Here is a 23041-nt window from a genome sequence, read left to right as displayed (position 1 = left end):
ATGGTCCGGGAAAAAGGGAGCTTCGGCTCCCTTTTTCTTTGCCAGCCTCATAGGTCGCCCGTCTTGCCATCGGCAATCCAGCCCCTATTTGGTGACAGTTGACCGGCGACCCGCGCGATACAGTGCAAGCCCTCTTTCTGCGCCCATCCTGCCTGGGCCGCGCCGGTGCTGGGGTTGCGCAGCACTGATCGCCTAGGCGTCGGAAAATATGCATGATCGTGCATCTACGCCGGATCGCCAGCCGTGCTATCGTTACACACCTGTTACCGCCAGCCAGCATGAACCAGCGCGTCATTCCCATCGTCGATTACCGGCAAGCCTTCCCCGCCAGCGAGGCAGGACGGCTTGCGCCGATGGCAGTGCAACCTACCGGCTGGCTCAGCGACAGCCTGGGCCGGCCGCTGCATGATCTGCGCATCTCGGTCACCGACCGCTGCAATTTCCGTTGCGTCTATTGCATGCCCAAGGATGTGTTCGACAAGCAGTACCAGTTCCTGCCGCATTCGGACCTGCTGACCTTCGAGGAACTGACCCGCGTAGCCGCCCAGTTCGTCGCCCACGGCGTGCGCAAGATCCGCCTGACCGGCGGCGAACCCCTGCTGCGCAAGAACATCGAGACCCTGATCGGCATGCTGGCGGCCCTGCGCACGCCTGAGGACGAGCCGGTCGATCTCACCCTGACCACCAACGGCACCCTGTTGAAGCAAAAGGCCCAGGCGCTCAAGGACGCCGGGCTCAAGCGCGTGACGGTATCGCTGGATTCGCTCGATGACGAGGGTTTCCGTCGCATGAACGACGTCGATTTTCCGGTGGCGCGCGTGCTGGAGGGCATCGACGCCGCCCACGCCGCCGGCCTGGGTCCGGTGAAGATCAACATGGTGGTCAAGAAAGGTGTCAACGACGACCAGATCCTCCCCATGGCGCGCTATTTCAAGGGCACGCCGGCCATCCTGCGCTTCATCGAATACATGGACGTGGGTTCCTCCAACGGCTGGCGCATGGATGAGGTCTTGCCCTCGGCCGAGGTGGTGCGACTGATCGCCACCGAGATGCCGCTGGAAGTGGCCGATCCCAACTACACCGGGGAAACCGCCGAACGCTGGCGCTATGTCGATGGCAGCGGCGAGATCGGCGTCATCTCCAGCGTGACCCAGGCCTTCTGCCAGGATTGCTCGCGCGCGCGCCTGTCCACCGAGGGCCGTGTCTACACCTGCCTCTTCGCCAGCGAAGGCCACGACTTGCGCAGCATCGTGCGCAGCGGCGGCAGCGATGCCGAGATCGCCGGAGCCATCGCGGCACTGTGGGGCCAGCGTGGCGATCGTTATTCCGAATTGCGCAGCGCCCTGCGGGAAGCGCCGCTGCGCAAGGTCGAGATGTCCTATATTGGCGGCTGAGCCGGGGCCGATCATGCGCTCCGCCGCCACGACCAGCTCCCTGCTCTGCACCAGCCACATCACCGGCCTGGTCTTGGCCGGCGGCCGTGGCACGCGCATGGGCGGCGTCGACAAGGGCCTGCAATTGCTGCATGGCAAGCCGCTGGTGCAGCATGTACTGGAAAGGCTGGCGCCCCAGGTCGGCACGCTGGCCATCAACGCCAACCGTTCCCAGCTGGAGTATGCCCGCTTCGGCTATCCGGTCTGGCATGACCTGGAGGAAGGCTTCCCCGGCCCGCTAGCCGGCCTGCACAGCGGGCTGGTCCATTGCACCACCGATTTCCTGGCCAGTACGCCCTGCGACTCGCCGCTGATTCCCTATGACATGGTGGCCCGGCTGGCCACTGCCCTGGCCGAGGCCAAGGCCGACGCCGCCGTGGCGCTGACCGATGGCGCGCATGGCCGGCAGCGCCATCCTGTCTGCTCCCTGCTACGCCGGTCCACGCAAGCCTCGCTGCAAGCTTTCCTGGCCGCCGGCGAGCGCAAGATGGACCACTGGTTCGCTACGCTGGCCTGCGTGGAAGTCGAGTTTCCCGACGAGCGCGCCTTCTGCAACATCAATACCGGGCTGGAACTGCAACGGCTCGAAGAAGAACAATGACCCTTCCTTCCCTGAACGATATCGTCAGCTGCATCAGCGGCTATGACCCGCACGCCATGACCGTGGAGCGCGCCCAGGCGGTGATCCGCGAGTTCATCCACCCCATCGAGGCGGTCGAAAAACTGCCTATCCGCAGCGCTCTCTCGCGTGTGCTGGCGCAAGACATCGTCTCGCGCATCGATGTCCCCGCGCATGACAACTCGGCCATGGATGGCTATGCGCTGCGCGGCGAAGACCTGGCCGAGGGCCGCGAACTGCGTCTGCAGATCATCGGCGAAGTCCATGCCGGGGACCGCTTCACGGGCCAGGTCGGGCCTGGTCAATGCGTGCGCATCATGACCGGTGCTCCCATGCCCGCAGGATGCGATACGGTCATCCCGCAGGAATTGACGGTGGATGCCGACCAGAGCGCGGTCACCGTGCCACCCGGCCGCGTACGTGCCGGCGACAACCGCCGTCTGCGTGGCGAAGACCTGGCGTTAGGCAGCGTGGCGCTGCCGCGCGGGCGCATCCTGCGGCCTTCCGACATCGGCCTGCTGGCCTCGCTGGGCCTGGCCGAGGCGCCGGTGCAGCGCCGCCTGCGCGTGGCCTTCTTCTCCACCGGTGACGAATTGCGTTCGGTGGGCGAGCCGCTCGATGAGGGCTGCGTCTACGACTCCAACCGCTACACCCTGCACGGCATGCTCACGCGCCTGGGCTGCGAGGTGCTCGACATGGGCGTGGTGCCGGACGATCCGGCGGCGCTGGAAGCGGCTTTCCGCAGCGCCTGTGAAGAGGCCGATGCAGTCATCACTTCGGGGGGCGTGTCAGTCGGGGCGGCCGACTATACCAAGCAGATCATGGCCAGCCTGGGCGAGATGGCCTTCTGGAAGATCGCCATGCGTCCTGGCCGTCCGCTGGCCTTTGGCCGCATCCGTTCGCGCGGGCGGGAGGCCTACCTGTTTGGCCTGCCGGGCAATCCGGTGGCGGTGACGGTGAGCTTTTCCTTCTTCGTGCGGGACGCCCTGCTGCGCCTGGCCGGGGCCGAAGCCAAACCCTTGCCACGCCTGCGTGTGAAGACCGCTACGGCGATCCGCAAGAAGGCCGGGCGCACCGAATACCAGCGCGGCATCCTGGCGCCTGATGACAGTGGGAACTGGAGTGTGCGGCTGACCGGCATGCAAGGCTCGGGCATCCTGCGATCCATGTCGGACGCCAATTGCATCATCGAACTGGAGCATGATCGCGGCGATGTGGCTGCGGGCGAAGAAGTGGCGGTGGTCTTGTTCGACGGACTGGTGTAAATCAGTTCAGCCGGATCGACGCACCTCTCCCACCCCGTTCTCCCTGAGTAGACGCATCGCGTCGTATCGAAGGGCGCACCACTGGTAGCGCGCCTTCGATACGCTGCTCGCGCAGCTACTCAGTCCGAACGGGGAGGTTCAAAACGCCAGAAACTTGGAACGGAGAAGTGCGTGGTTCGTGCGTTCTTGCTGCGATTGCATCCCGCTGATCGTCGTACACCTTCCACCCCGTTCTCCCTGAGTAGACGCATCGCGTCGTATCGAAGGGCGCACCAGCGGTAGCGCACCTGCAATACGCTGCTCGCGCAGCGACTCAGTCCGAACGGGGAGGTTCAGAAGGCCAGCACCTCAAGGACGGACGGGTTCAATTTTCCGTGCTGCGATTGCATCGCGCTCACAGCGCCTCGTCCGACTCGCCCAGCTCTGGCTCCGCCGCCCCCAGCAGCTTCTGCGCAGCGTCTGCCGGCAAGGCTTCCACCGACTTGAGCTTGCGGGTCATCTGGCGGGTCCGGGTCTCGGCCTGGTCGATGTTGCGGGCGGCGCGTTCCAGCGCGGTCTTGGTGGAGGCCAGCACTTCGCCGAACTTGCCGAACTCGGTCTTGACCGCGCCCAGCACCTGCCACACTTCCGAAGAACGCTTTTCCAGCGCCAGGGTGCGGAAACCCATCTGCAAGCTGTTGAGCAGCGCCGACAAGGTCGACGGCCCGGCAATCGTGACCCGGCAGCTGCGCTGCAGATCGTCGGACAGGCCCGGCCTGCGCATCACCTCGGCATACAGTCCTTCGGTAGGCAGGAAGAGGATGGCGAAATCGGTCGTCAGCGGCGGCGACAGGTATTTCTCGGCAATCGTCCTGGCCTCGGTGCGCACGGCGCGCTCGAGCTCCTTGCCGGCGGCGGCCACGCCATCGGCGTCGGCACGCTCGGCGGCCTCGACCAGGCGTTCGTACTGTTCCTTGGGGAATTTGGCGTCGATCGGCATCCACACCGGCTCGCCCTCTTCCTTCGCGCCCGGCAGGCGGATAGCGAATTCGACCCGCTCGCCGCTGCCGCGCACGGTCTCGACGTTCTTGCCGTACTGCTCGGGAGTGAGCATCTGCTCCAACAGGATTTCCAGCTGGACTTCGCCCCAGGTGCCACGGGTCTTCACATTGGTCAGCACGCGCTTGAGATCGCCCACGCCGGTGGCCAGTTGCTGCATCTCGCCCAGTCCCTGGTGGACCTTGTCCAGGCGGTCCGACACCAGCTTGAAGGATTCGCCCAGACGTTGCTCCAGCGTGGCGTGCAGCTTCTCATCGACGGTCTTGCGCATCTCGTCGAGCTTTTGCGCGTTGTCGGTCTGCAGGTCCTTGATCTTGGCTTCCAGCGTGGCCCGCACTTCGCCCATGCGCTGGGCGTTGGACTCGGTCAGGGCCGACAGTTGCTGGTTCAGGGTATCGCCAAAGCGCTTGAGCGAGACCGCCTGCTCCTCACGGCTGACCTGGGCCTGCAGCGTGATGGACTGACGCATGCTGTCCAGCTGCTGGGCATTGGTCTCGTTGAGCTTGACCAGTTGCTGGGCAAAGCCATCGATCTGCTGGTTCTGCAGGCTGGCCACGCTGGCCATCTGGGTCGCCAGCGTCTGTTGCAGCTGCGCGAAGCTGGCGCCCAGCTCCTGGCGCGTGCTCTGCGCGCTGGCCTGGACCTGGCTGCGCAGCTCGCGCTCGATGCGCTCGCCGATATCCTGCTGGTGGCGCTGCAGGACCTGCTGCATGTGCGCCAGCATCTCTTCGACCTCGGCGCCGACCTCCTCGCGCTGTCCCGAACGCAACAGCACCAGCACCTGCAGCACGATGCCGGCCACCACCAGGCCGGCCAGGATCATCTCGAATGTGTTCATGGGGAGCTTACTCGGGCTTGTTGCGCATCCAGTCAGCGGTCTGGTAGAGCGCTGCCAGCAGGCGTTTCATCAGGTCTTCCGGCAGGCCCACGTCCTGCATGGCCCAGGTCATGCAGCGCAGCCACTGGTCACGCTCGGAAATGCCGATGGGGAAAGGCAGGTGGCGCGCCCGCAGGCGCGGATGGCCGAACTTCTCCATGTACAGGCTGGGACCGCCGGTCCAGCCGGAGAGGAACATGTAGGTCTTCTCGCGCGAACCCTCCAGCGAGGGCGGATGCAGGGCGCGGATGCCGGCGAACTCCGGCTCCAGGTCCATCAGGTCATAGAAACGATCGACCATCTCGCGCAGTTTCTCCGCGCCGCCGATGAGTTCGAAGGTGGTGGGTTGGTTGGGGTCTTCGATTTGCATAAGAGCGTCATGATACCGCAGCCGGCCAGCCCACGGCGGGCCGCCCGGCGGCGATATGCAGGCGATTTGACCTGGCGCGTATCAGCCCTCGCGCAGGGTCTGCAAGGGTGGACGGCGCAGCACATGGCGCAGTCCGGCCCAACCGCCCAGGGCCGAGCAGGCCGCACCCAGGCTCATGCCGGCCAGCCATACCAGCGGGCTGAAGCTCCAGTCGAAATTGAAGACATAGTGCGCCAGCGCCCAGCCAATGGCGGCCGCACCGCTGGCCGCCAGCAACCCCGCCAAGGCGCCCACCAGCAGTACCTCGATACGCTGGGCGCGCGCCAGCTCCACGCGGGTGGCGCCGAGCGCGCGCAACAGTCCGGCCTCGCGCACCCGCTCGTCCTGCGAACCCGCCAGCGCCGCATACAGCACCAGCACGCCGGAGCAGAGCGTGAAGAGGAACAGGAATTCCACCGCCGAGATCACCTGCCCCACCACGTCCTGGATCTGGCGCAGCACGCTGCCGATATCGACCACGGTGAGGTTGGGATAGTCACGCGTGAGGGTGTTGCCCAGTGCTTCCTGCTGCGGGTTCAGATGGACGGCGGTGATCCAGCTCTGCGGCGTGTCGCGCATCAGCGTGGGGTTGAGGATGACGAAGAAATTCACCCGCAGCGAGCCCCATTCCAGCTTGCGCAGGCTGGTCACCGGAGCTTCCACCAGTTGCCCGGCGATGTCGAATTGCAGGCGGTCACCCAGCTTGATCCCCAGCGTCTGGGCCAGACCGCGTTCGACCGAGGCTTCCGGCTGGCGGTCGTCGTACCAGCGCCCCGCCACGATGCCATTGCCGGGCGGGATCTCGCGCAGGGTCGAGAGATTGAATTCACGGTCCACCAGGCGCTTGGCGCGATCCTCGGCATAGTCGGCGGCGCTGATGGCGCGCCCGTTGATCTGCACCAGTCGGCCACGGATCATCGGATACAGCGCGACATCTCCCACCCCGCCCTGGCGCAGCAGCTGTTCCACGGCCTGGCGCTGGTCGGGCTGGATGTTGATGATGAAGCGGTTGGGGGCATCGGCGGGCGTGGCCTGACGCCAGGCGCCCACCAGATCGCCGCGAATGACCGTCAGCAACAGCAGCGCCATGAGGCCCAGTCCCAGCGCCACCACCTGCATCACGGCAGCGGCAGGACGGCGTTGCAGGCCGTCGATGGCAAAGCGCCAGCTCTGCCGATCCACCAGGCCGCGCAGCGAGCGCAGTGCCCGCAGGCACAGCCACGCCACCAGCGCAAACAGGCCAAAGCCGCCCAGGAAACCGGCGATGGTCAGCAGGCCCAGCTTCAGGTCACCCGCCTGCCACAGCAGCAAGCCGGAGAACACCAGGGTACCCAGCCCGTAGGTGGCCACCGTCAAGGGTTGCGGGGTGAGCTGGTCGCGGCGGATCACGCGGTTGTGCGGCACGTTGCGCAATTGCAGGATGGGCGGCAGGGCAAACCCCAGCAGCAGCAACAGGCCGGCCGCCACGCCCTGCACGGCCGGCTGCCAGCCGGCAGGCGGCAAGGCGGTCGGCATGAAATTGCCCAGCCATTGCAGCAGCGCGAAATGGGCGGCGTAGCCGATGAGCATGCCCAGCACGCTGGCCGCCAGTCCGACCAGCATGAATTCGCCCAGGTACAGCCGCGTCACCTGCGCCTGCGTGAGGCCAAAACAGCGCAGCATGGCGCAGGCGTCCAGGTGGCGCAGCATGAAGCGGCGCGCCGCCATCGCCACGGCCAGCGCGGCCAGCATGGCCGACAGCAGGCCCACCAGGGACAGGAACTGCTCGGCGCGGTCCAGCGTGGCGCGCATCTCGGGGCGGCCGTTTTCCAGCGATTCCAGGCGTACGCCGCGCAGCTTGTCGGCCTCGATCTGCCGTTCCAGCTCTTGCTGGAATTGCTTGACGACTGGCGCCGGCCCGGCGAGAAGCAGGCGATAGGTCACGCGCGAGCCGACCTGCACCAGATGGGTGGCGGCCAGGTCGGCCTCGCCCAGCATCACGCGGGGGGCGAAGTTGACGAAGGCGCTGCCGCGATCCGGCTCTACGGCGATGACTGCCGCGATCTTCAGGGGCAGGTCACCGAGCTTGAGGGTATCGCCCACCCGTACATCCAGTTGCGAGAGGATTTGCGGATCTACCCAGACCGTGCCTGGCTGGGGGATGCCCTCAGCCGGACGGTCAGCGCCCGACGCCGTTTGCAGCCTGAGCTGGCCGCGCAGCGGATAGCCCGCCGTGACCGCCTTGATGGACGCGAGCACCGCGCGCGCCGCATCGCCCTCCCCGGCCTGCGCCATGCTCGGGAAGACCTGGGTCTGCGCCTGCTGCAGGCCCTGCGCGGCGGCCCGCTGCATCCATTGCGGCGGCAAGGGCTGGTCTGCCGCCACCAGCAGGTCGGCGCCCAGCAACTGGTGGGCGTCGCGGGTCATGCCGGCGCGCATGCGATCGACGAAGAAACCGACCGAGGACAGCGAGGCCACTGCCACGATCAACGCGATCAGCAGGAAACGGAGTTCACCTGTGCGCCAGTCGCGCCAGGTCATGCGCAGTGCTTGTTGGAACATGCGGAAAGTAAGGTGATGGAATGGAAAAAGGCGGCCTCGACATCAGCAAGGCCGCTTCAGGACACCCCAGGATGTCCAGGATGCATTAGCGCCACCACAGCGCCGCCAGCCCCACCGCCAGCAGCACGCAGAAGGCCGTCTGCATGCGCAGGCGGCGGCGCATGCCATCGACGGTAGCCACCAGTTGCGCGTTCTGCTCGGCCAGGGTGTTGATGAGCTGGGTGGCTTCCAGCTGCTCAGCCTCGAGCTGGCCGATACGCTGGGCCAGCCGTTCGGCATCGGTGGCGGCAGGCGCGACCTGCGGGGCCTGGGCCGCCGTGTTGGCCTTGCGGGTGCGCGACCACAGTTCGCGCGCGCCCCTGACGATGCCCGGCGTGGCCTGGACCACATCGCCCCAGGGAATCAACTTGATGGCAGACAACCAGCTCAATCCCATCGCTACCTCTCCTTTTTCGGCTCATGCCGGATACGGCTTGTTGCAAATGACCGAGAACCTCAGCCTTGCGCGTTCTTCTAAGACACGCAAAATGTGATTTTATCCCGACGAAGTACGGTACGCGGTCCCGCTGCGGCTTCGTCCTCGCCCATGGAGTTCCCAAAGATGAAAGCTCTCTTGCGTTCCCTGTCCCTGCTGGGCGCATTGCTGGTCCTGGGCAGTCAGGCCGCCCAGGCCGCCGACTGCACCAAGGCCGCCACCCAGGCCGAGATGAATGCCTGCGCCTCGCAGACCCTGACCCAGAGCGACGCCGACCTCAACGCCACCTACATGGCCTACCGCGACAAGCTCGACCGCGCCCGCCAGAACGAGTTGCGCGAGGTACAACTGGCCTGGCTGAAATACCGTGACCTGTCCTGCCGCTTCGAAAGCGCCGCCAGCGCCGGCGGCTCGGTCGCCGCCACGGTGCGCCAGACCTGCCTGGCCGAGAAGACGCGCCAGCGCACCGATGAGCTCAAGGCACTGGCGGGTTGCCAGGAAGGGGATGTGGCCTGCGTACGCTAAGCTAGTCAGTGGCAAACTTTCATGCTGTAATGCGCTCGTCTGAATTAATAGACATCTCGCATCCACCAGCCCTGGGAGAATCCAATGAAAAAACTGCTCTTCGCCATGACCACTTTCGCACTGGCCGCACCGCTGCTGGTGGCTTCCCCCGCCATGGCGGAAAACGCCCAGCAGAACAAGATGAAGCAGTGTAATGCCGACGCCACTGCCTCTGGCAAGAAAGGGGACGAACGCAAGGCCTTCATGTCGTCCTGCCTGAAGAAGGACGCGCCCAAGCCAGCCACCCAGCAGGACAAGATGAAGCAGTGCAATGCTGACGCCGCGGGCAAGAAAGGCGACGAACGCAAGGCCTTCATGTCGTCCTGCCTGAAGAAGGACAAGTAATCCCCCTTCCGGCTACCGGGAAGAAAAAACCCGCAAGTCACTGGCTTGCGGGTTTTTTATTGGGCAGCGACTTCAGTGCTGCGTGCGCTTGAAGAAGAACAGGCCTGCCCCCACCAGCATGAGCACGCCGCCGAAGAAGCGGTTCTGCGCACGGATCGCCTTCTGGCTGCGGAAGAAGCGCTGCAGGCGGCTGGCGGCAAAGGCATAGCCGTGCATCACCACCAGGTCCACCGCCACCATGGTCACCGCCAGCACCAGCAGTTGCAGCCACAGCGGGCGATCGTGGTCGATGAACTGCGGCAGCACCGCCACCATGAAGACAATGCCCTTGGGATTGGTGGCATTGGTGAGAAAACCGGTCATGCAACGCTGCCACCAGGTCTGGCGAGCATGGGCGCGCGCCGAAGCATTGGCCGCGTCCAGCGCTTCGCCCTGCTCTTCGCTGGGCACGCGCGCACGCCATTGCGAAAAGCCCAGATAGATCAGATAGAGCGCCCCCGCCACCTTGATGACATTGAAGGCCGTCTCCGAGGCCACCAGCAGCGAACCCACGCCCGCACCCGCGATGATGAGGATCACCACCAGCGCGATCTCCAGCCCGAGGATGGTCGCGCTGGTGCGGCGCACGCCGTAGTTCAGGCCATGGCTCATCGACAGTACCGCGCCCGAACCGGGGGAGATGGCGATGACGCAGGCAGCGGCGAAGAAGGCAAACCAGGTTTGATAATCCATGGGAATCTCGATGGGCAGACAGGAAAGCCCACCATTATAGAGAAGCAGCCCGCGCGCTGCTGAGCCCCTCACACATCGGGGCAAATCGGGTCGCGCCGACACCAGCAACGAATGCTTACAAATCCACGATGAATTGAAACACTTTGACGTCGTCCTTCCCGTCGCCGGGTCGTTATAGGAAGCAAGGCGCAACGAAACGATGTAGCGATTACGCAAAATCAAGCGCCGAGCGTAATAACCACTTTCAAAAGGAAATTGCCATGAAAACCAAATCCGTCATCGTCGCTTCCCTGCTGACCGCGCTGGCCCTGCCGGTGTTTGCCCAGAGCGGCGCCACCGCCCCTGCCGCTGCCGCGCCGGCTGCGACCACGGCCGCTCCGGCCAAGGCGGAAGCAGGCAAGACCGAAGCGACACCCAAGGCCAAGTCCGAACATCACGCCAAGCACAAGAAGTCCGAGAAGAAGTCGGAAGCCAAGGCTGAAGGCAAGACCGAGAAGAAGGCAGAAAAGAAGGAAGCCGCAGGCGCTGACGCCAAGCCGGCCGCCGACACCGCCAAGACCAAGTAAGACCGGCAGCACACCGTACTACTGATTCATCAGATTCATTCGGTTCATTACTGACACCGTCACAGACATTACAGACATCCGTCTTCGAAAGGACACCATCATGAAAACCAAGACCATCATCGTTGCTTCCCTGCTGTCGGCACTGACCCTGCCCGTGTTCGCCCAGACTGGCGCTGCGGCTCCCGCCACCCCTGCGGCTCCGGCTGCGGCTGCGGCCGCGACCGCCGCCGCACCGGCCAAGGCAGAAGCCGCCAAGACCGAGACTGCACCCAAGGCCAAGCATCACGCCAAGCACAAGAAGGCTGAAAAGAAGGGCGAAGCCAAGGCTGAAAAGAAGGAAGCCGCCGGCACCGAAGCCAAGCCGGCCGCTGACGGCGCCAAGAAGTAAGCGCTGGCACTGAGCAAGACCGGGCGTGTGCAACGCCCACCCATGTCAGGGATGACAGGGATATCGCCTCCGCACCATCAGGTCCGGGGGCGATATTTTTTATATCATTTCCGATGATCGATGACTGGCATCATGCGAATGACTTCACGACCGTTACGACCTACGACACATACATCCTACCGTTCGACCTGAGTAGGCCCTTACAGGGCCGTATCGAAGGCTCACCGACGGCGCGTGCCTTCGATACGCGGCTACACCGCTACTCAGGTCGACGGTCGGTGCCGCATCCCGAATGAACACGCTGTGCGTCTCAGAGCCCTTCAATCGGGCTGCCAGCGCAAGGCAATTCGCTGCGCCGTAGCGGACGGCGCAAACTGCCCGCAATCCATGCCTATCCCCGCCGCAAAGAGCAATGACTCGCCCGCCCAGACCAGCGGAAGGTAAGGACGCTCCCAGGCGGGCACATCCGCACTCTGGTATTGCTGCTTGAGACTGCGCGCCGGACGATTGGCCGCCAGCCTGATGCGCTCTCCGCCGCTGCGTCCGCACGCCAGCAGGGACTGTCCCTGCAGCCAGGCGGGATCAAAACCAGGGCGGGCGTCATCGCCGCCGATACGGTCGAAGTGCAGCGTCCCGTACCAGGCCGGCAAGCGCCATTGCGCCTGACCGTCCCAACGCAGCGTGGCCACTGCGCCCTCGTCGGGCGGCATACGGCGCGGCGCAAGGAAAACGCGCTCGCGATAACGATGTACTTCACCATCAGGATGGGAGACGCACAATTGCGCCTCCACATCGGCTTGCAGCAGTTGATGGCGCATTTCCTGCATCCACGCTGCCGAAGGCATGCGCATGCCGCGCAGGCCGAACCAGTGGCGCATCAGGTTCAGGAAACGCTGTTCGCTGAGCTCGCGCAAAGGCGGCATGCGCAGGTGCTCATCCTCACGGCAGTGCGCCAGATCCTGCTCGGCCACTTCCCGCAGCAGTTCCTGCGCGCCCTGGGCATGGCCGGCGGCGCGCGCCAGCCGCTGCTGATAGCCGGGGAAGACCTGGCCCAGCGCTGGCATGACCTGATGGCGCAAGGCGTTGCGGGTATAGCGCGGATCGCTGTTGGACTCGTCCTCGATCCACTTCAGCGACATCGCATCGGCCACCGCCTCCAGCTGCGCCCGGGTCACGCCCAGGAAAGGCCGCGCCATCAGCAATCGATCGTCGCCCAGCAAGGCCGGGGCGGTATTGCAACGGTCCATGCCGGACAGGCCGGCCAGGCCGCTGCCGCGCAGCAGTTGCAACAGCACCGTCTCGGCCTGGTCATCCAGGTGATGGGCCGTCAGCAGCACCCGCGCACCCTGCTGGCGGCACAGGCGGCCCAGCGCCGCATAGCGGGCCAGCCGCGCCGCTTCTTCGACGCCGCTGTCGGCCACCCCTTCCAGCTGCACACGCTCGGACTGCAAGACCAGCCCCAGCTGCGCGCAACAAGCCTGGGCATGGGCCAGCCAGGCATCGGCATGGGGACTGAGGCCATGATGCACATGCAGCGGCGCCAGCCTGCTAGTGCCGCCATTCTCACGCGCCCATTGCGCCGCTACCCACAGCAGCACGGTGGAATCGAGCCCGCCGCTGTAGGCCACGGCCAGCGTGTCGTGGGCGGCGTCAAAGCCGCTCGCGGACAGGCTGTCCTGCAGCGCCTGCTGCAAGAGGACAAGGGTGGTGTGGCGAGCGTGACGAGGATGAGCGGACATGGAAGAAATCAGAGCCGGAAAAGACAAACGCCAGCGAAGCAATCGCTGGCGCCTGGGCGGACAAAGCAAGCGGGGAAGATTATTCCGCCGAATTCAATTCCTTGAACTTGCCATAGGCCATCAGCTTTTCGTGACGTGCGGCCAGCAGGTCCTTGGTCTTCATGCCCTGGAACTGGCGCAGCGAATCCGACAGCGCGCGCTTGAGCAAACCGGCCATCTGCTTGGGATCACGATGGGCGCCGCCCAGCGGTTCGTTGACGATCTTGTCGATCAGGCCGATGGCCTTCAAGCGATGGGCGGTCAGGCCCAGGGCTTCGGCCGCGTCGGCGGCGCGGTCGGCGGTCTTCCACAGGATGGAAGCGCAGCCTTCCGGCGAGATCACCGAGTAGGTGGCGTATTGCAGCATCAGCACCGAGTCGCCTACGGCGATGGCCAGCGCGCCGCCGGAACCGCCTTCACCGATGATGGTGGCGATCAGCGGCACCTTCAGTTCAGCCATCACGTACAGGTTGTGGCCGATGGCTTCGGACTGGCCGCGCTCTTCGGCGTCGATGCCGGGGAATGCGCCCGGGGTGTCGACAAAGGTAAAGATAGGCAAACCGAACTTCTCTGCCACCTTCATCAGGCGCATGGCCTTGCGGTAGCCTTCCGGCTTGGGCATGCCGAAGTTGCGCATGGCGCGTTCCTTGGTGTCGCGCCCCTTCTGGTGGCCGATCACCATGCAGGCCTGGCCGTTGAAGCGGGCCAGACCGCCGACGATGGACTGGTCGTCGGCAAAGGTGCGGTCGCCGTGCAGTTCGTGGAAGTCGGTGAAGATCTCGCGCACGTAGTCCATGGTGTACGGACGTTGCGGATGGCGGGCGATCTGGGAGACCTGCCAAGGGGTGAGCTTGGCGTAGATGTCCTTGGTCAGTTGCTGGCTTTTCTTGACCAGGCGTTCGATCTCTTCGGAGATGTCAACGGCCGAGTCGTCCTGTACGAAACGCAACTCTTCGATCTTGGCGTCCAGCTCGGCGATGGCCTGCTCGAAGCCCAGAAAAGTCGTTGTCGATTTAGTCATTGTGTTCCTTTTCAACAAGTCCGATCATGCGGCGAGGATCGGTGAAAATGCCGGCCCGGTGCGGGTTGCGGCGCGATGATCCCGGATGTATCGGTTTGCCTTCAATTCTTGCGAGGACGGGAGTATACACCAGCAGTGCCTGCGCCCTCTTCCCCTTGGATCAATAATCGGAGGGCAGCGGGTCCAGGCTGCGCCACAGATACCAGGTCGCCACGGTGCGCCACGGTTCCCAGTTCGCGGCGACTTCCCGCGCATCGCTGCGCGAGACGGGCTCGCCCGAGAAGTAGCTGATGCTGATGCCTTTGAGCAATCCCAGGTCATCCAGCGGCAGCACATTGGGGCGCAGCAGATTAAATATCAAAAACATCTCGGCTGTCCAGCGGCCAATGCCACGGATCTGGATCATCTCGGCAATGACGGCTTCGTCTTCCATCTCCGCCCATTTGTCGGGATGCACGGTCTTGGCCTTGAAGTGTGCGGCCAGGTCGAGGATGTATTCGGCCTTGCGCTTGGACAGGCCGCAGCCGGCCAGCCCTTCCGGACCGGTGCGGATCACCTGGCCGGGTGTGCAGCGCGGGCAGGCTTCCAGGAAACGCTGCCAGACCGCATTGGCGGCCTTGGTCGAGATCTGCTGGCCGATCACCGAACGCGCCAGCGTGGTGAAGGCGTCGCCGCGCACCGTCAGTTGCAGGTCCCCGAACTGCGGGATGATCTTGCGCATGATGCGGTCGCGCTTCATCAGCTCGGCCTTGGCCTCTTCCCAGTAGGCCGGCACGATCAGGCTGGGATCGACGTCGCTGGCTTTTCGGTTGGTATTCAAATCACGCTCTCCGCCATTCGGTCAGCCCACCCGGCTTGTCTTCCAGGATGATGCCGGCCTCGGTCAGTTCGGCCCGGATGCGGTCGGCTTCGGCAAAGTTCTTGCCGGCCTTGGCGGCCTTGCGGGCAGCGATCAAGGCCTCGATCTCGGCTTCGCCCAGGCCCTCCGCAGCCGCCACGCCGCCCTTGAGGTACTCGCCCGGCTCACGCTGCAACAGGCCCAGGATGCCGGCCAGCGCCTTCAACTGGCGCGCCTGCACGGGTGAACGGCTGCGGTTGACCTCATTGGCCAGTTCGAACAGCACCGCGATGGCCACCGGCGTATTGAAGTCATCATTGAGCGCATCGGCCAGGCGCACGGCGTGGGCCTCGTCGGCCACCAGGCCGCCGGCTTGCGGCGGCACGTCCTTCAAGGCCGTGTACAGGCGGGTCAGCGCCTGGCGGGCGTCGTCCAGGTGCGCATCGGAATAATTGAGCGGACTGCGGTAGTGGGCGCGCAGGATGAAGAAGCGCAGCACTTCCGGGTCATACTTCTTGAGCACATCGCGGATGGTGAAGAAATTGCCCAGGGACTTGGACATCTTCTCATTGTCGATGCGCACGAAGCCGTTGTGCATCCAGTAGTTCACGAAGGTGTGCTGGTGCGCGCCTTCGGACTGGGCGATCTCGTTTTCGTGGTGCGGGAACTGCAGGTCCTGGCCGCCGCCGTGGATGTCGAAGTGGTCCCCCAGCAGGTCGCTGGACATGGCCGAGCACTCGATGTGCCAGCCCGGACGGCCACAGCCCCAGGGCGAATCCCACTTGGCCTCGTCCGGTTCCGCCGGCTTGGCCGCTTTCCAGAGTACGAAGTCCAGCGGATCGCGCTTGCCGGTGTTGACATCGACGCGCTCGCCGGCGCGCAGGTCGTCCAGCGACTTGCCGGAGAGCTTGCCGTAGCCAGGGAAATCGCGCACCGAATAATTGACGTCGCCATCGCTGGCCTTGTAGGCCAGGCCGTTCTTTTCCAGCTTGCCGATCAGGTCCAGCATCTGCGGCACGTATTGGGTGGCGCGCGGCTCATGGTCGGGACGCTGCACGCCCAGGGCGGCGGCATCCTCGTTCATGGCATCGATGAAGCGATTGGTCAATTGGGCGATGGTCTCGCCGTTTTCCACGGCGCGCTTGATGATCTTGTCATCGATGTCGGTGATATTGCGCACATAGGTCACCTCGTAACCGGAGGCGCGCAGCCAGCGCTGCACCATGTCGAATACCACCAGCACGCGAGCATGGCCAATATGGCAATAGTCATAGACGGTCATGCCGCACACGTACAAGCGTACCTTGCCGGGTTCGATCGGAGAAAAGGTCTGCTTATCGCGCGCTAGCGTGTTGTAAATCTTGAGCTCGCTCATGGGATGGGATTATGGATCTGGCGACGCCGCAGAAGGCGCCTGGTTCATGCATTGTGCGTGGGGTTCGCGCCGCGAAAGCCCGCGCGCCGAAACACCCCTGCCTGGGGATCATTGTTCTAGCAGCAGTTGCAACATGAACGGGTCACGGTCGCCAAACCTCTTTTGGTCTTACTTGTTTGATATAAAATGCCAGCTTTCTTCGAATCTCTTCGAGTATAGCATCGATAAAACCATGGCCCCAGAATCACAAGAACAGACACCCATTCATGGTTTGCGCGATCTGATCAGCAAAACTGCCCATAAGACGGCAGTGATGTCCAGCCTGGTGGCCGCCCTCTTCGCGGCGCCCGCCAGCCTCGCGCATGCCAGTGAAATGTCTGACATCAACAAGCTGATGCGGGCCGGACAATATGCCGAAGCGCTGACCAAGACCGATGCCGTGCTGGCGAAACACCCGCGCGATGCGCAACTGCGTTTCACGAAGGGCCTGATCTTAGCAGAACAAAACCGTTCTGCCGAGGCCATCGCGGTATTCACCAAGCTGACCGAAGATTTCCCTGACCTGCCCGAGCCCTACAACAACCTGGCCGTGCTGTACGCGGCCGATGGCCAGTACGACAAGGCCCGGGCGGCGCTGGACATGGCCATGCGCACCAACCCGACCTATGCCACCGCGCTGGAAAACCTGGGCGACGTCTACGCCAAGCTGGCCAGCCAGGCCTATGACAAGGCCTTGCAGATCGACCCGGGCGCCAATGTGCCGCAACCCAAGCTGACGCTGCTGCGTTCGCTCAACGGCAACACCACCGGTGGCACCGTGCCGCGCCTGGCCTCGGCAGCGGCCGCCCAGCGCGAAGCCAAGGCCAAGGCCGAAGCCAGCGCCGCCGAACAGCAGCAGCGCGCCAAGGCCCTGGCAGCCGAAAAGCTGGCCCAGCAGGCCGCTGCCGACAAGGCCGAGGCCGAGAAGAACGCCATCTCCAAGGCCACCAGCGAGAAGGAAAAGGCCGCTGCCGACAAGGCTGCAGCGGAGAAAGCCGCCGCCGACAAGGCTGCAGCCGACAAGGCTGCAGCCGACAAGGCAGCGGCCGAAAAAGCCGCTGCAGACAAGGCTGCCGCCGAGAAGGCCCGGGCCGAGAAGGCGCGCGCCGAGCAGCTCGCAGCCGAACAGGCGCGTGCGCAAAAGGCGGCTGCCGAGAAGGCCGCCGCCGAGCAGAAGCAGAAGGAACTGCTAGCCCAGAAGGACAAGGAACAGGCCGAGAAGCTGGCCCGCGAGCAGGCCGCCCGCGCCGAGAAGGAAAAGGCCGCCCAGGCTGCCGCCGACAAGGCCAAGGCCGACAAGCTGGCCGCCGCAGAGAAGGCCAAAGCCGACAAGCTGGCCGCGGCCGAAAAGGCCAAGGCGGACAAGGCCCGCGCCGACAAGGAAAAGGCCAAGGAGCAAGCCAGCGCCGAGCAGGACAAGACGGCCGTGCTGGCTGCCTTGAATGGCTGGGCCAAGGCCTGGAGCGACAAGGATGTGCGTGGCTACCTGGGCCACTACGCCAGCGACTTCGACACCCCCAAGGGCGCCTCCCGCAAGGAATGGGCCGAAGAGCGCCGCGCCCGTATCGAAGACAAGGGTCGCATCAGTGTCAAGGTCAGCAATGCCACGGTGAGCATCAATGGCAACACCGCCACCGTGCGTTATCGCCAGATATATAATTCGGATCGACTAACGGTAGACAGCCGCAAGACCCTGATCTTCGTAAAACAGGGCAATCGATGGCTGATCAAACAGGAACGATCGGGAGGGTAATTGGTGGCTAGCGCTTTGCAAGGGCGTCCCGCGCGCATGCTGGGACGCCTGCTGATGTTGTGTCTGGCGGGTCTGCCTTCGGTGGGCAGCGTCGCTTCCTCGTCTTCCATTCCGCCCCAGAGCGCCCCGGCCGGTGCGCCCGTAGCCAAGCCGGACCCGGAAGCCCTGTTGATCGACATCTACAAGGACCTGGGCGCCAACCGCCTGCGCGAAGCCCAGGCCAAGGCCGACGCCCTGGTGGCGGCCTACCCGACCTTCCGACTGGGCCATCTGGTGCGTGGCGACCTGCTCTTGATGCATGCTCGGCCGGTGCGCAATTTCGGCGCGATGGCTGACGGCCCCGCCGACAAGCTCAAGGAATTGCGCGATGAAGCCATGGTGCGCATCCGCTCCCTGCAGGAAAAGCCCGACCCCAACCTGATCCCCAAGGCCGTGCTGCAAGTGGGCGAAGACCAGAAGAACGTGCTGGTGGTCGACACCACGCGCTCGCGCATGTACGTCTACGAGAACCAGGGCGGCGAGCTGAAATTCCAGACCGACTTCTACATTTCCCAGGGCCGCTTCGGCGCCAACAAGTCCAAGTCCGGCGACCAGCGCACGCCTATTGGCGTGTACTACGTCAACAACCGTATTCCCGGCCCCAAGCTGCCTGATTTCTATGGCACGGGCGCGCTGCCCCTGTCCTATCCGAACGAATGGGACAAGCGCAATGGCCGCAGCGGCTATGGCATCTGGCTGCACGGCACGCCCTCGGACAACTTCAGCCGCCCGCCCCTGTCTTCGGACGGCTGCGTGGTACTGGCCAACCCGGACCTGCAGAGCCTGTACTCCACCGCCGAGGTCGGCAAGACGGTGGTGGTGATCAGCCAGCATGTGCAGTTCGTGGACAAGAACGAATGGGCGCGCCAGCGCGACGCCGCCTCGGCCATCCTGGAACAATGGGGCCAGTCGCTGGAAAACGCCGACCCCGAGAAGGTGTTGTCGTATTATTCCCCCGAATTCCGCTCGGCCCAGGGCGAAAGCCTGGCCACCTGGTTCGGTCGCCAGCAGAAGAGCCTGAACGGCGCGCGCTATACCAGTGTCAAACTGCGCGATGTCAGCCTGTTCCGCTACCCGGGCACACCGGAAGACATGATCGTCAGCACTTTCACCCAGGAAAGTGCTGTCGGCAAGAGCAAGAACGCGATCCGCAAGCGCCAATACTGGGTGCGTGAAGGTTCGCAATGGAAAATCATTTACGAAGGCAACGCATGATCCTCTCCCGTCGTCACCTGCTGCGCATGGCCGCAGCATTGTCCCTGTCTACTGCGCTGGCCGTCCCGGCGCTGGCTGCTGACGCCCCGCGCGTGCTGCTCAAGACCAGCATGGGCGATATCACCGTCGAGCTGAACCCCGAAAAGGCGCCGGTCTCGGTGGAGAACTTCCTCAAGTACGTCAAGAAGGGCCAGTACAACGGCACCGTCTTCCATCGCGTCATCAATGGCTTCATGATCCAGGGCGGCGGCATGGACCAGAACCTGCGCGAAAAGCCCACCGATGCGCCGATCAAGAACGAGGCCAATAACGGCTTGAAGAACGAGGTTTATACTATCGCCATGGCGCGCACCTCGGCCCCGCATTCGGCGACCGCGCAATTCTTCATCAATGTCGCCAACAACCGCTTCCTGGATTATCCGGGCCAGGATGGTTGGGGTTACGCCGTGTTCGGCAAGGTCGTGGCCGGCACTGAGGTAGTCGACAAGATCAAGCAGGTGCGCACCGGCGCCGGCGATGTCCCGAGCACCCCGGTGGTGATCGAATCGGCCACCCTGGTCAAGTAAGCCAGCCGGCGCTACCGACCTCGGCGGCCTCGGCGGTATCGAAGGCATCAGAGGTACCAGAGGTATCACAAGGCGGGCCCATGTCGCCCGCCGGTTTTTTATTTCCCCTACATCAGCAAAGGATTCATCATGGCAGTTCTGCTCACCACCAACCACGGCACCATCAAGATCGAACTGGATGCGGAAAAGGCGCCCAAGACCGTTGAAAACTTCCTGGCCTACGTCAACGCCGGCCACTACAACGGCACCATCTTCCACCGCGTCATCGACGGTTTCATGATCCAGGGCGGCGGTTTCGAACCCGGCATGAAGCAGAAGGAAACCCGCGAGCCGATCGAGAACGAAGCCAAGAATGGCTTGAAGAACGAGCCCTACACCCTGGCCATGGCCCGCACCGCCGCTCCGCACTCGGCCTCGGCGCAGTTCTTCATCAACGTCAAGAACAACAGCTTCCTGGACTACCCGGGCCAGGATGGCTGGGGCTACTGCGTCTTCGGCAAGGTCGTCGAAGGCACTGAAGTGGTCGACAAGATCAAGGGTGTGAAGACCACCCGCGCCGGCATGTTCGCCGACGTGCCGGCGGAAGACGTGGTGATCGAGAAGGCAGAAGTGGTCTGAGCCCGGCCTTGACCGCTGACTTCATCGACCATGACTGATTTCCAGTTCATGCAGAAAGCGCAACCGACGGTTGCGCTTTTTGTTTCCGACCTCCATTTGCAGGCCAGCCTGCCGCGCACCACGGCCGCCTTCCTGGCCTTCCTGCAGAGCCATGCAGCGCAGACGCAGCAGTTGTACCTGCTGGGTGACATCTTCGAATACTGGGCCGGCGACGACGACCTGGCCACCCCCTACAACCAGTTCATTGCCGATGCGCTCAAAGCGCTGCAGGCTCAGGGCGTGCAACTGTACTGGATGGCCGGCAACCGCGACTTCCTGGTCGGCCAGGCCTTTGCCGACGCCGCCGGCCTGACGCTGCTGCAGGACCCGCACGTCATCACCGCCGCTGGCCGCAGGCTGACGCTGGCCCATGGCGACGCCCAGTGTACCGATGACCATGCCTACATGGCCTTCCGCGCCCAGGTACGCCAGCCGGCCTACCAGCAGCAGTTCCTGGCCATGCCGCTGGCGCAGCGCAAGGCCATCATCGAGGGCATCCGCAAGAACAGCCAGGACGCCAACCAGAGCAAGGAAATGGCGATCATGGATGTCAACGCTGGCGCCATCGACACTCTCTTTGCGCAGACCGGGACCGATACACTGATCCACGGCCATACGCATCGCCCTGCCCTGCATCGCCTGGGCGAAGGGCCGGCCGGGAAACTGCGTTATGTCCTGCCGGATTGGGAATACGACGTGGAAACGCCGCGTGGCGGCTGGATCAGCCTGACGGCCGATGGCGCGCTGCACCGGCATGATGTGAACGGCGACGAGATCGCCTGAGCGAAAGCCAAGACGAACCACGCAGCCGGTCTGATACCGGCTGCGCCCCTCCTCCTCAGTCGACCAGCCGGTTCAGCTGCGCGGCGTCGAATTGTCCGGCCTCTTCCAGGCGTCGACACCCTATCCCCGCTCCCTGCAAGGCGGCCAGCATCACCTGGAGCTGCTGCTCCTGCGCCGCCACCTGGTTGATGAGCCCGTGCAAGGCCTTCGACAGCGGATCATCGCCGTTGGGCATCACGCCATAGGCCGCAAACAGCCGCGCAGCCGCCTGATCAGGCTCTGCCGAGACGGTGTTGCGTTCGATGATGCGCGCCGGGTTACCCACCGCTGTCGTTCCAGCCGGCACTTCCTTGGTCACCACGGCATTGGAACCGACCTTGGCCCCATCACCGACAGTAAAGCCGCCCAGCACCTTGGCGCCGGCGCCGATGATGACGCCACGGCCCAGCGTAGGATGGCGCTTGGCGCCCTTGACCAGCGATGTGCCGCCCAACGTCACGCCCTGGTAGATGGTGCTATCGTCCCCCACGATGGCGGTCTCGCCGATCACCACGCCCATGCCGTGATCGATGAACACGCGCCGCCCTATGGTGGCGCCCGGATGGATCTCGATGCCGGTGAGCATGCGACCCAGTTGCGAGATGAAACGGCCCAGCCATTTCAGTTGCGCCTGCCAGCAGGCCTTGGCCCAGCGATGCAGGATCAGCGCATGCAGGCCGGGATAACAGGTCAGCACCTCCCAGCTGTTGCGTGCGGCGGGGTCCCGCGCACGGATGCTGGCGATGTCTTCTCTGAGTCGGCTGAACATGATGACTTCCCTGAACGATATAAAAAGAATAAAAGGAATAAAAAGAATAAAAGAAAAAGTGGGATGACAAAAAAAATCGCCGGACACGCAGTCCGGCGATGCTGTCATGCGGAGATGACCGGACTTACTTGGGCAAGCGCTGGCGTCGCGCCTCGTACAGACACACACCCGACGCCACGGACACATTCAAGCTCTCGACCGAACCGAACATGGGGATGTTGACCAGCACATCGCAAGTCTCGCGGGTGAGACGGCGCATGCCCTCGCCTTCGGAGCCCATCACCAGGGCGGTGGGACCGGTGAAGTCGCCTTCGTAGAGACCCTTCTCGGCATCATCGGAGGTGCCGATGATCCACACACCGCGCTCCTTCAGGTCGCGCATGGTGCGCGCCAGGTTGGTGACGGTGATGTAGGGCACGGTATCGGACGCACCGCTGGACACCTTCATGGCCGTGGCATTCAAGCCCACGGCGCGATCCTTGGGAGCGATCACGGCGTGCGCGCCGGCGCCGTCGGCCACGCGCAGGCAGGCGCCCAGGTTGTGCGGATCGGTGATGCCATCGAGGATCAGCAGCAGCGGCGGGCCGACCACGGCGTCGAGCAGCTCATCGAGCGTGCGCGCCAGCGACAGCGCGGCGGCCTTGGCCACCACGCCCTGGTGACGGCGCGTGCCGACCATGGCCGCCAGGCGCTGGTCATCGGCCTGGATGATGCGCACATTGGCTTCCTTGGCCGCATGCAGCAGATCCAGCATGCGACGGTCGCGGCGCTCGGCATCCACGTAGATCTCGTCTACCGAGGAAGCCTCGTGGCGGATGCGGGAGGTCACGGCATGGAAGCCGAAAATCATTTTGCTCTTCATAGATCCTGCTTGTGTCTTTCGTCTTGCTTGATGGGGCATCTGCCCCTCGTTCCAT

General features: G+C 64.3%; 23 protein-coding genes. 12 read left to right on the top strand and 11 right to left on the bottom strand.

The genetic code is table 11. The features are described from left to right. Nucleotides 1-278: 278 nt before the first annotated feature. From moaA to moeA, 3 genes are read left to right on the top strand one after another with little or no spacing between them, the layout of a single operon-like run. A complete protein-coding gene (gene moaA, locus ACP92_RS09365; protein WP_041310524.1) occupies nucleotides 279-1394 on the top strand; it encodes a GTP 3',8-cyclase MoaA in 1116 nt (371 codons plus the stop codon). 13 nt (nucleotides 1395-1407) lie between these two features. Next, nucleotides 1408-2034 (top strand): molybdenum cofactor guanylyltransferase MobA, encoded by a 627-nt coding sequence (gene mobA / locus ACP92_RS09360; protein ID WP_013233885.1) that lies wholly within the window; start codon nucleotides 1408-1410, stop codon nucleotides 2032-2034. Next, on the top strand, nucleotides 2031-3317 hold the full coding sequence (gene moeA / locus ACP92_RS09355) for a molybdopterin molybdotransferase MoeA (RefSeq protein ID WP_013233884.1): 1287 nt from the start codon (nucleotides 2031-2033) through the stop codon (nucleotides 3315-3317). Before mobA ends, moeA begins: the two co-directional genes overlap by 4 nt. Nucleotides 3318-3711: 394 nt before the next feature. On the opposite strand, the gene ACP92_RS09350 is transcribed toward moeA, so the two are convergent. The 4 genes from ACP92_RS09350 to ACP92_RS09335 all read right to left on the bottom strand — a co-directional run bounded on the left by ACP92_RS09350 (nucleotide 3712) and on the right by ACP92_RS09335 (nucleotide 8618). Further along, the gene (locus tag ACP92_RS09350) at nucleotides 3712-5193 is read right to left on the bottom strand and encodes a DNA recombination protein RmuC (protein WP_232284919.1); all 1482 of its coding nucleotides are present in this window, start codon (nucleotides 5191-5193) and stop codon (nucleotides 3712-3714) included. A 7-nt stretch (nucleotides 5194-5200) separates the two neighbouring features. Then, nucleotides 5201-5602: a group II truncated hemoglobin gene (locus ACP92_RS09345; RefSeq protein ID WP_013233882.1), complete on the bottom strand. Its 402-nt coding sequence runs from the start codon at nucleotides 5600-5602 to the stop codon at nucleotides 5201-5203. 81 nt (nucleotides 5603-5683) lie between these two features. Continuing rightward, complete coding sequence (locus ACP92_RS09340; protein ID WP_013233881.1) at nucleotides 5684-8182, bottom strand: ABC transporter permease; 2499 nt, start codon at nucleotides 8180-8182, stop codon at nucleotides 5684-5686. An 85-nt stretch (nucleotides 8183-8267) separates the two neighbouring features. Then, on the bottom strand, nucleotides 8268-8618 hold the full coding sequence (locus ACP92_RS09335) for a hypothetical protein (RefSeq protein ID WP_041310520.1): 351 nt from the start codon (nucleotides 8616-8618) through the stop codon (nucleotides 8268-8270). A 165-nt stretch (nucleotides 8619-8783) separates the two neighbouring features. On the opposite strand from ACP92_RS09335, the gene ACP92_RS09330 reads away from it, so the two are divergent. Together ACP92_RS09330 and ACP92_RS09325 are read left to right on the top strand one after the other, a co-directional pair. After that, a complete protein-coding gene (locus tag ACP92_RS09330; protein ID WP_013233880.1) occupies nucleotides 8784-9182 on the top strand; it encodes a lysozyme inhibitor LprI family protein in 399 nt (132 codons plus the stop codon). Between the two features lie 84 nt (nucleotides 9183-9266). Then, the gene (locus tag ACP92_RS09325) at nucleotides 9267-9566 is read left to right on the top strand and encodes a PsiF family protein (RefSeq protein ID WP_013233879.1); all 300 of its coding nucleotides are present in this window, start codon (nucleotides 9267-9269) and stop codon (nucleotides 9564-9566) included. Between the two features lie 72 nt (nucleotides 9567-9638). Here the strand turns inward: ACP92_RS09325 and ACP92_RS09320 are convergent, their stop codons facing one another. Then, nucleotides 9639-10298 (bottom strand): LysE family transporter, encoded by a 660-nt coding sequence (locus tag ACP92_RS09320; protein ID WP_013233878.1) that lies wholly within the window; start codon nucleotides 10296-10298, stop codon nucleotides 9639-9641. A gap of 260 nt (nucleotides 10299-10558) precedes the next feature. On the opposite strand from ACP92_RS09320, the gene ACP92_RS09315 reads away from it, so the two are divergent. Beyond that, nucleotides 10559-10864, top strand: coding sequence for a hypothetical protein (locus ACP92_RS09315; protein ID WP_013233877.1), 306 nt, complete (start codon nucleotides 10559-10561; stop codon nucleotides 10862-10864). A 100-nt stretch (nucleotides 10865-10964) separates the two neighbouring features. Next, nucleotides 10965-11252 (top strand): hypothetical protein, encoded by a 288-nt coding sequence (locus ACP92_RS09310; protein WP_013233876.1) that lies wholly within the window; start codon nucleotides 10965-10967, stop codon nucleotides 11250-11252. Nucleotides 11253-11572: 320 nt separating this feature from the next. On the opposite strand, the gene tilS is transcribed toward ACP92_RS09310, so the two are convergent. The 4 genes from tilS to cysS all read right to left on the bottom strand — a co-directional run bounded on the left by tilS (nucleotide 11573) and on the right by cysS (nucleotide 16264). Then, nucleotides 11573-12991 (bottom strand): tRNA lysidine(34) synthetase TilS, encoded by a 1419-nt coding sequence (gene tilS / locus ACP92_RS09305; RefSeq protein ID WP_041310518.1) that lies wholly within the window; start codon nucleotides 12989-12991, stop codon nucleotides 11573-11575. A gap of 79 nt (nucleotides 12992-13070) precedes the next feature. Next, the gene (locus tag ACP92_RS09300; RefSeq protein ID WP_013233874.1) at nucleotides 13071-14051 is read right to left on the bottom strand and encodes an acetyl-CoA carboxylase carboxyltransferase subunit alpha; all 981 of its coding nucleotides are present in this window, start codon (nucleotides 14049-14051) and stop codon (nucleotides 13071-13073) included. 160 nt (nucleotides 14052-14211) lie between these two features. Further along, nucleotides 14212-14871 carry a DNA-3-methyladenine glycosylase family protein gene (locus tag ACP92_RS09295; RefSeq protein WP_013233873.1) on the bottom strand — a complete coding sequence of 220 codons (660 nt, stop codon included), beginning with the start codon at nucleotides 14869-14871 and terminating at the stop codon, nucleotides 14212-14214. A gap of 1 nt (nucleotide 14872) precedes the next feature. Next, nucleotides 14873-16264, bottom strand: a complete 1392-nt coding sequence (gene cysS, locus ACP92_RS09290) for a cysteine--tRNA ligase (protein WP_013233872.1) — start codon at nucleotides 16262-16264, stop codon at nucleotides 14873-14875. A gap of 232 nt (nucleotides 16265-16496) precedes the next feature. Between cysS and ACP92_RS09285 the strand changes: the two genes are divergently transcribed. The 5 genes from ACP92_RS09285 to ACP92_RS09265 all read left to right on the top strand — a co-directional run bounded on the left by ACP92_RS09285 (nucleotide 16497) and on the right by ACP92_RS09265 (nucleotide 21316). Beyond that, nucleotides 16497-18056 (top strand): nuclear transport factor 2 family protein, encoded by a 1560-nt coding sequence (locus ACP92_RS09285; RefSeq protein ID WP_048348526.1) that lies wholly within the window; start codon nucleotides 16497-16499, stop codon nucleotides 18054-18056. 36 nt (nucleotides 18057-18092) lie between these two features. Next, a complete protein-coding gene (locus tag ACP92_RS09280; RefSeq protein ID WP_085943896.1) occupies nucleotides 18093-19310 on the top strand; it encodes a L,D-transpeptidase family protein in 1218 nt (405 codons plus the stop codon). Next, nucleotides 19307-19876, top strand: a complete 570-nt coding sequence (locus ACP92_RS09275) for a peptidylprolyl isomerase (RefSeq protein WP_013233869.1) — start codon at nucleotides 19307-19309, stop codon at nucleotides 19874-19876. The genes ACP92_RS09280 and ACP92_RS09275 overlap by 4 nt, the downstream gene beginning before the upstream one ends. A gap of 129 nt (nucleotides 19877-20005) precedes the next feature. Beyond that, on the top strand, nucleotides 20006-20494 hold the full coding sequence (locus tag ACP92_RS09270) for a peptidylprolyl isomerase (RefSeq protein ID WP_013233868.1): 489 nt from the start codon (nucleotides 20006-20008) through the stop codon (nucleotides 20492-20494). Nucleotides 20495-20524: 30 nt separating this feature from the next. Then, a complete protein-coding gene (locus ACP92_RS09265) occupies nucleotides 20525-21316 on the top strand; it encodes a UDP-2,3-diacylglucosamine diphosphatase (protein ID WP_013233867.1) in 792 nt (263 codons plus the stop codon). A gap of 55 nt (nucleotides 21317-21371) precedes the next feature. Here ACP92_RS09265 and cysE read toward each other — a convergent pair whose 3' ends face one another. Together cysE and rlmB are read right to left on the bottom strand one after the other, a co-directional pair. Next, nucleotides 21372-22124: a serine O-acetyltransferase gene (gene cysE, locus ACP92_RS09260; RefSeq protein WP_013233866.1), complete on the bottom strand. Its 753-nt coding sequence runs from the start codon at nucleotides 22122-22124 to the stop codon at nucleotides 21372-21374. 124 nt (nucleotides 22125-22248) lie between these two features. Beyond that, nucleotides 22249-22986, bottom strand: a complete 738-nt coding sequence (rlmB, locus tag ACP92_RS09255; RefSeq protein ID WP_013233865.1) for a 23S rRNA (guanosine(2251)-2'-O)-methyltransferase RlmB — start codon at nucleotides 22984-22986, stop codon at nucleotides 22249-22251. Nucleotides 22987-23041 lie beyond the last annotated feature (55 nt).

It is taken from the genome of Herbaspirillum seropedicae (assembly GCF_001040945.1).
Taxonomy (GTDB): Bacteria; Pseudomonadota; Gammaproteobacteria; order Burkholderiales; family Burkholderiaceae_D; genus Herbaspirillum; species Herbaspirillum seropedicae.
This window is presented reverse-complemented; position numbering and strand designations above follow the sequence as displayed.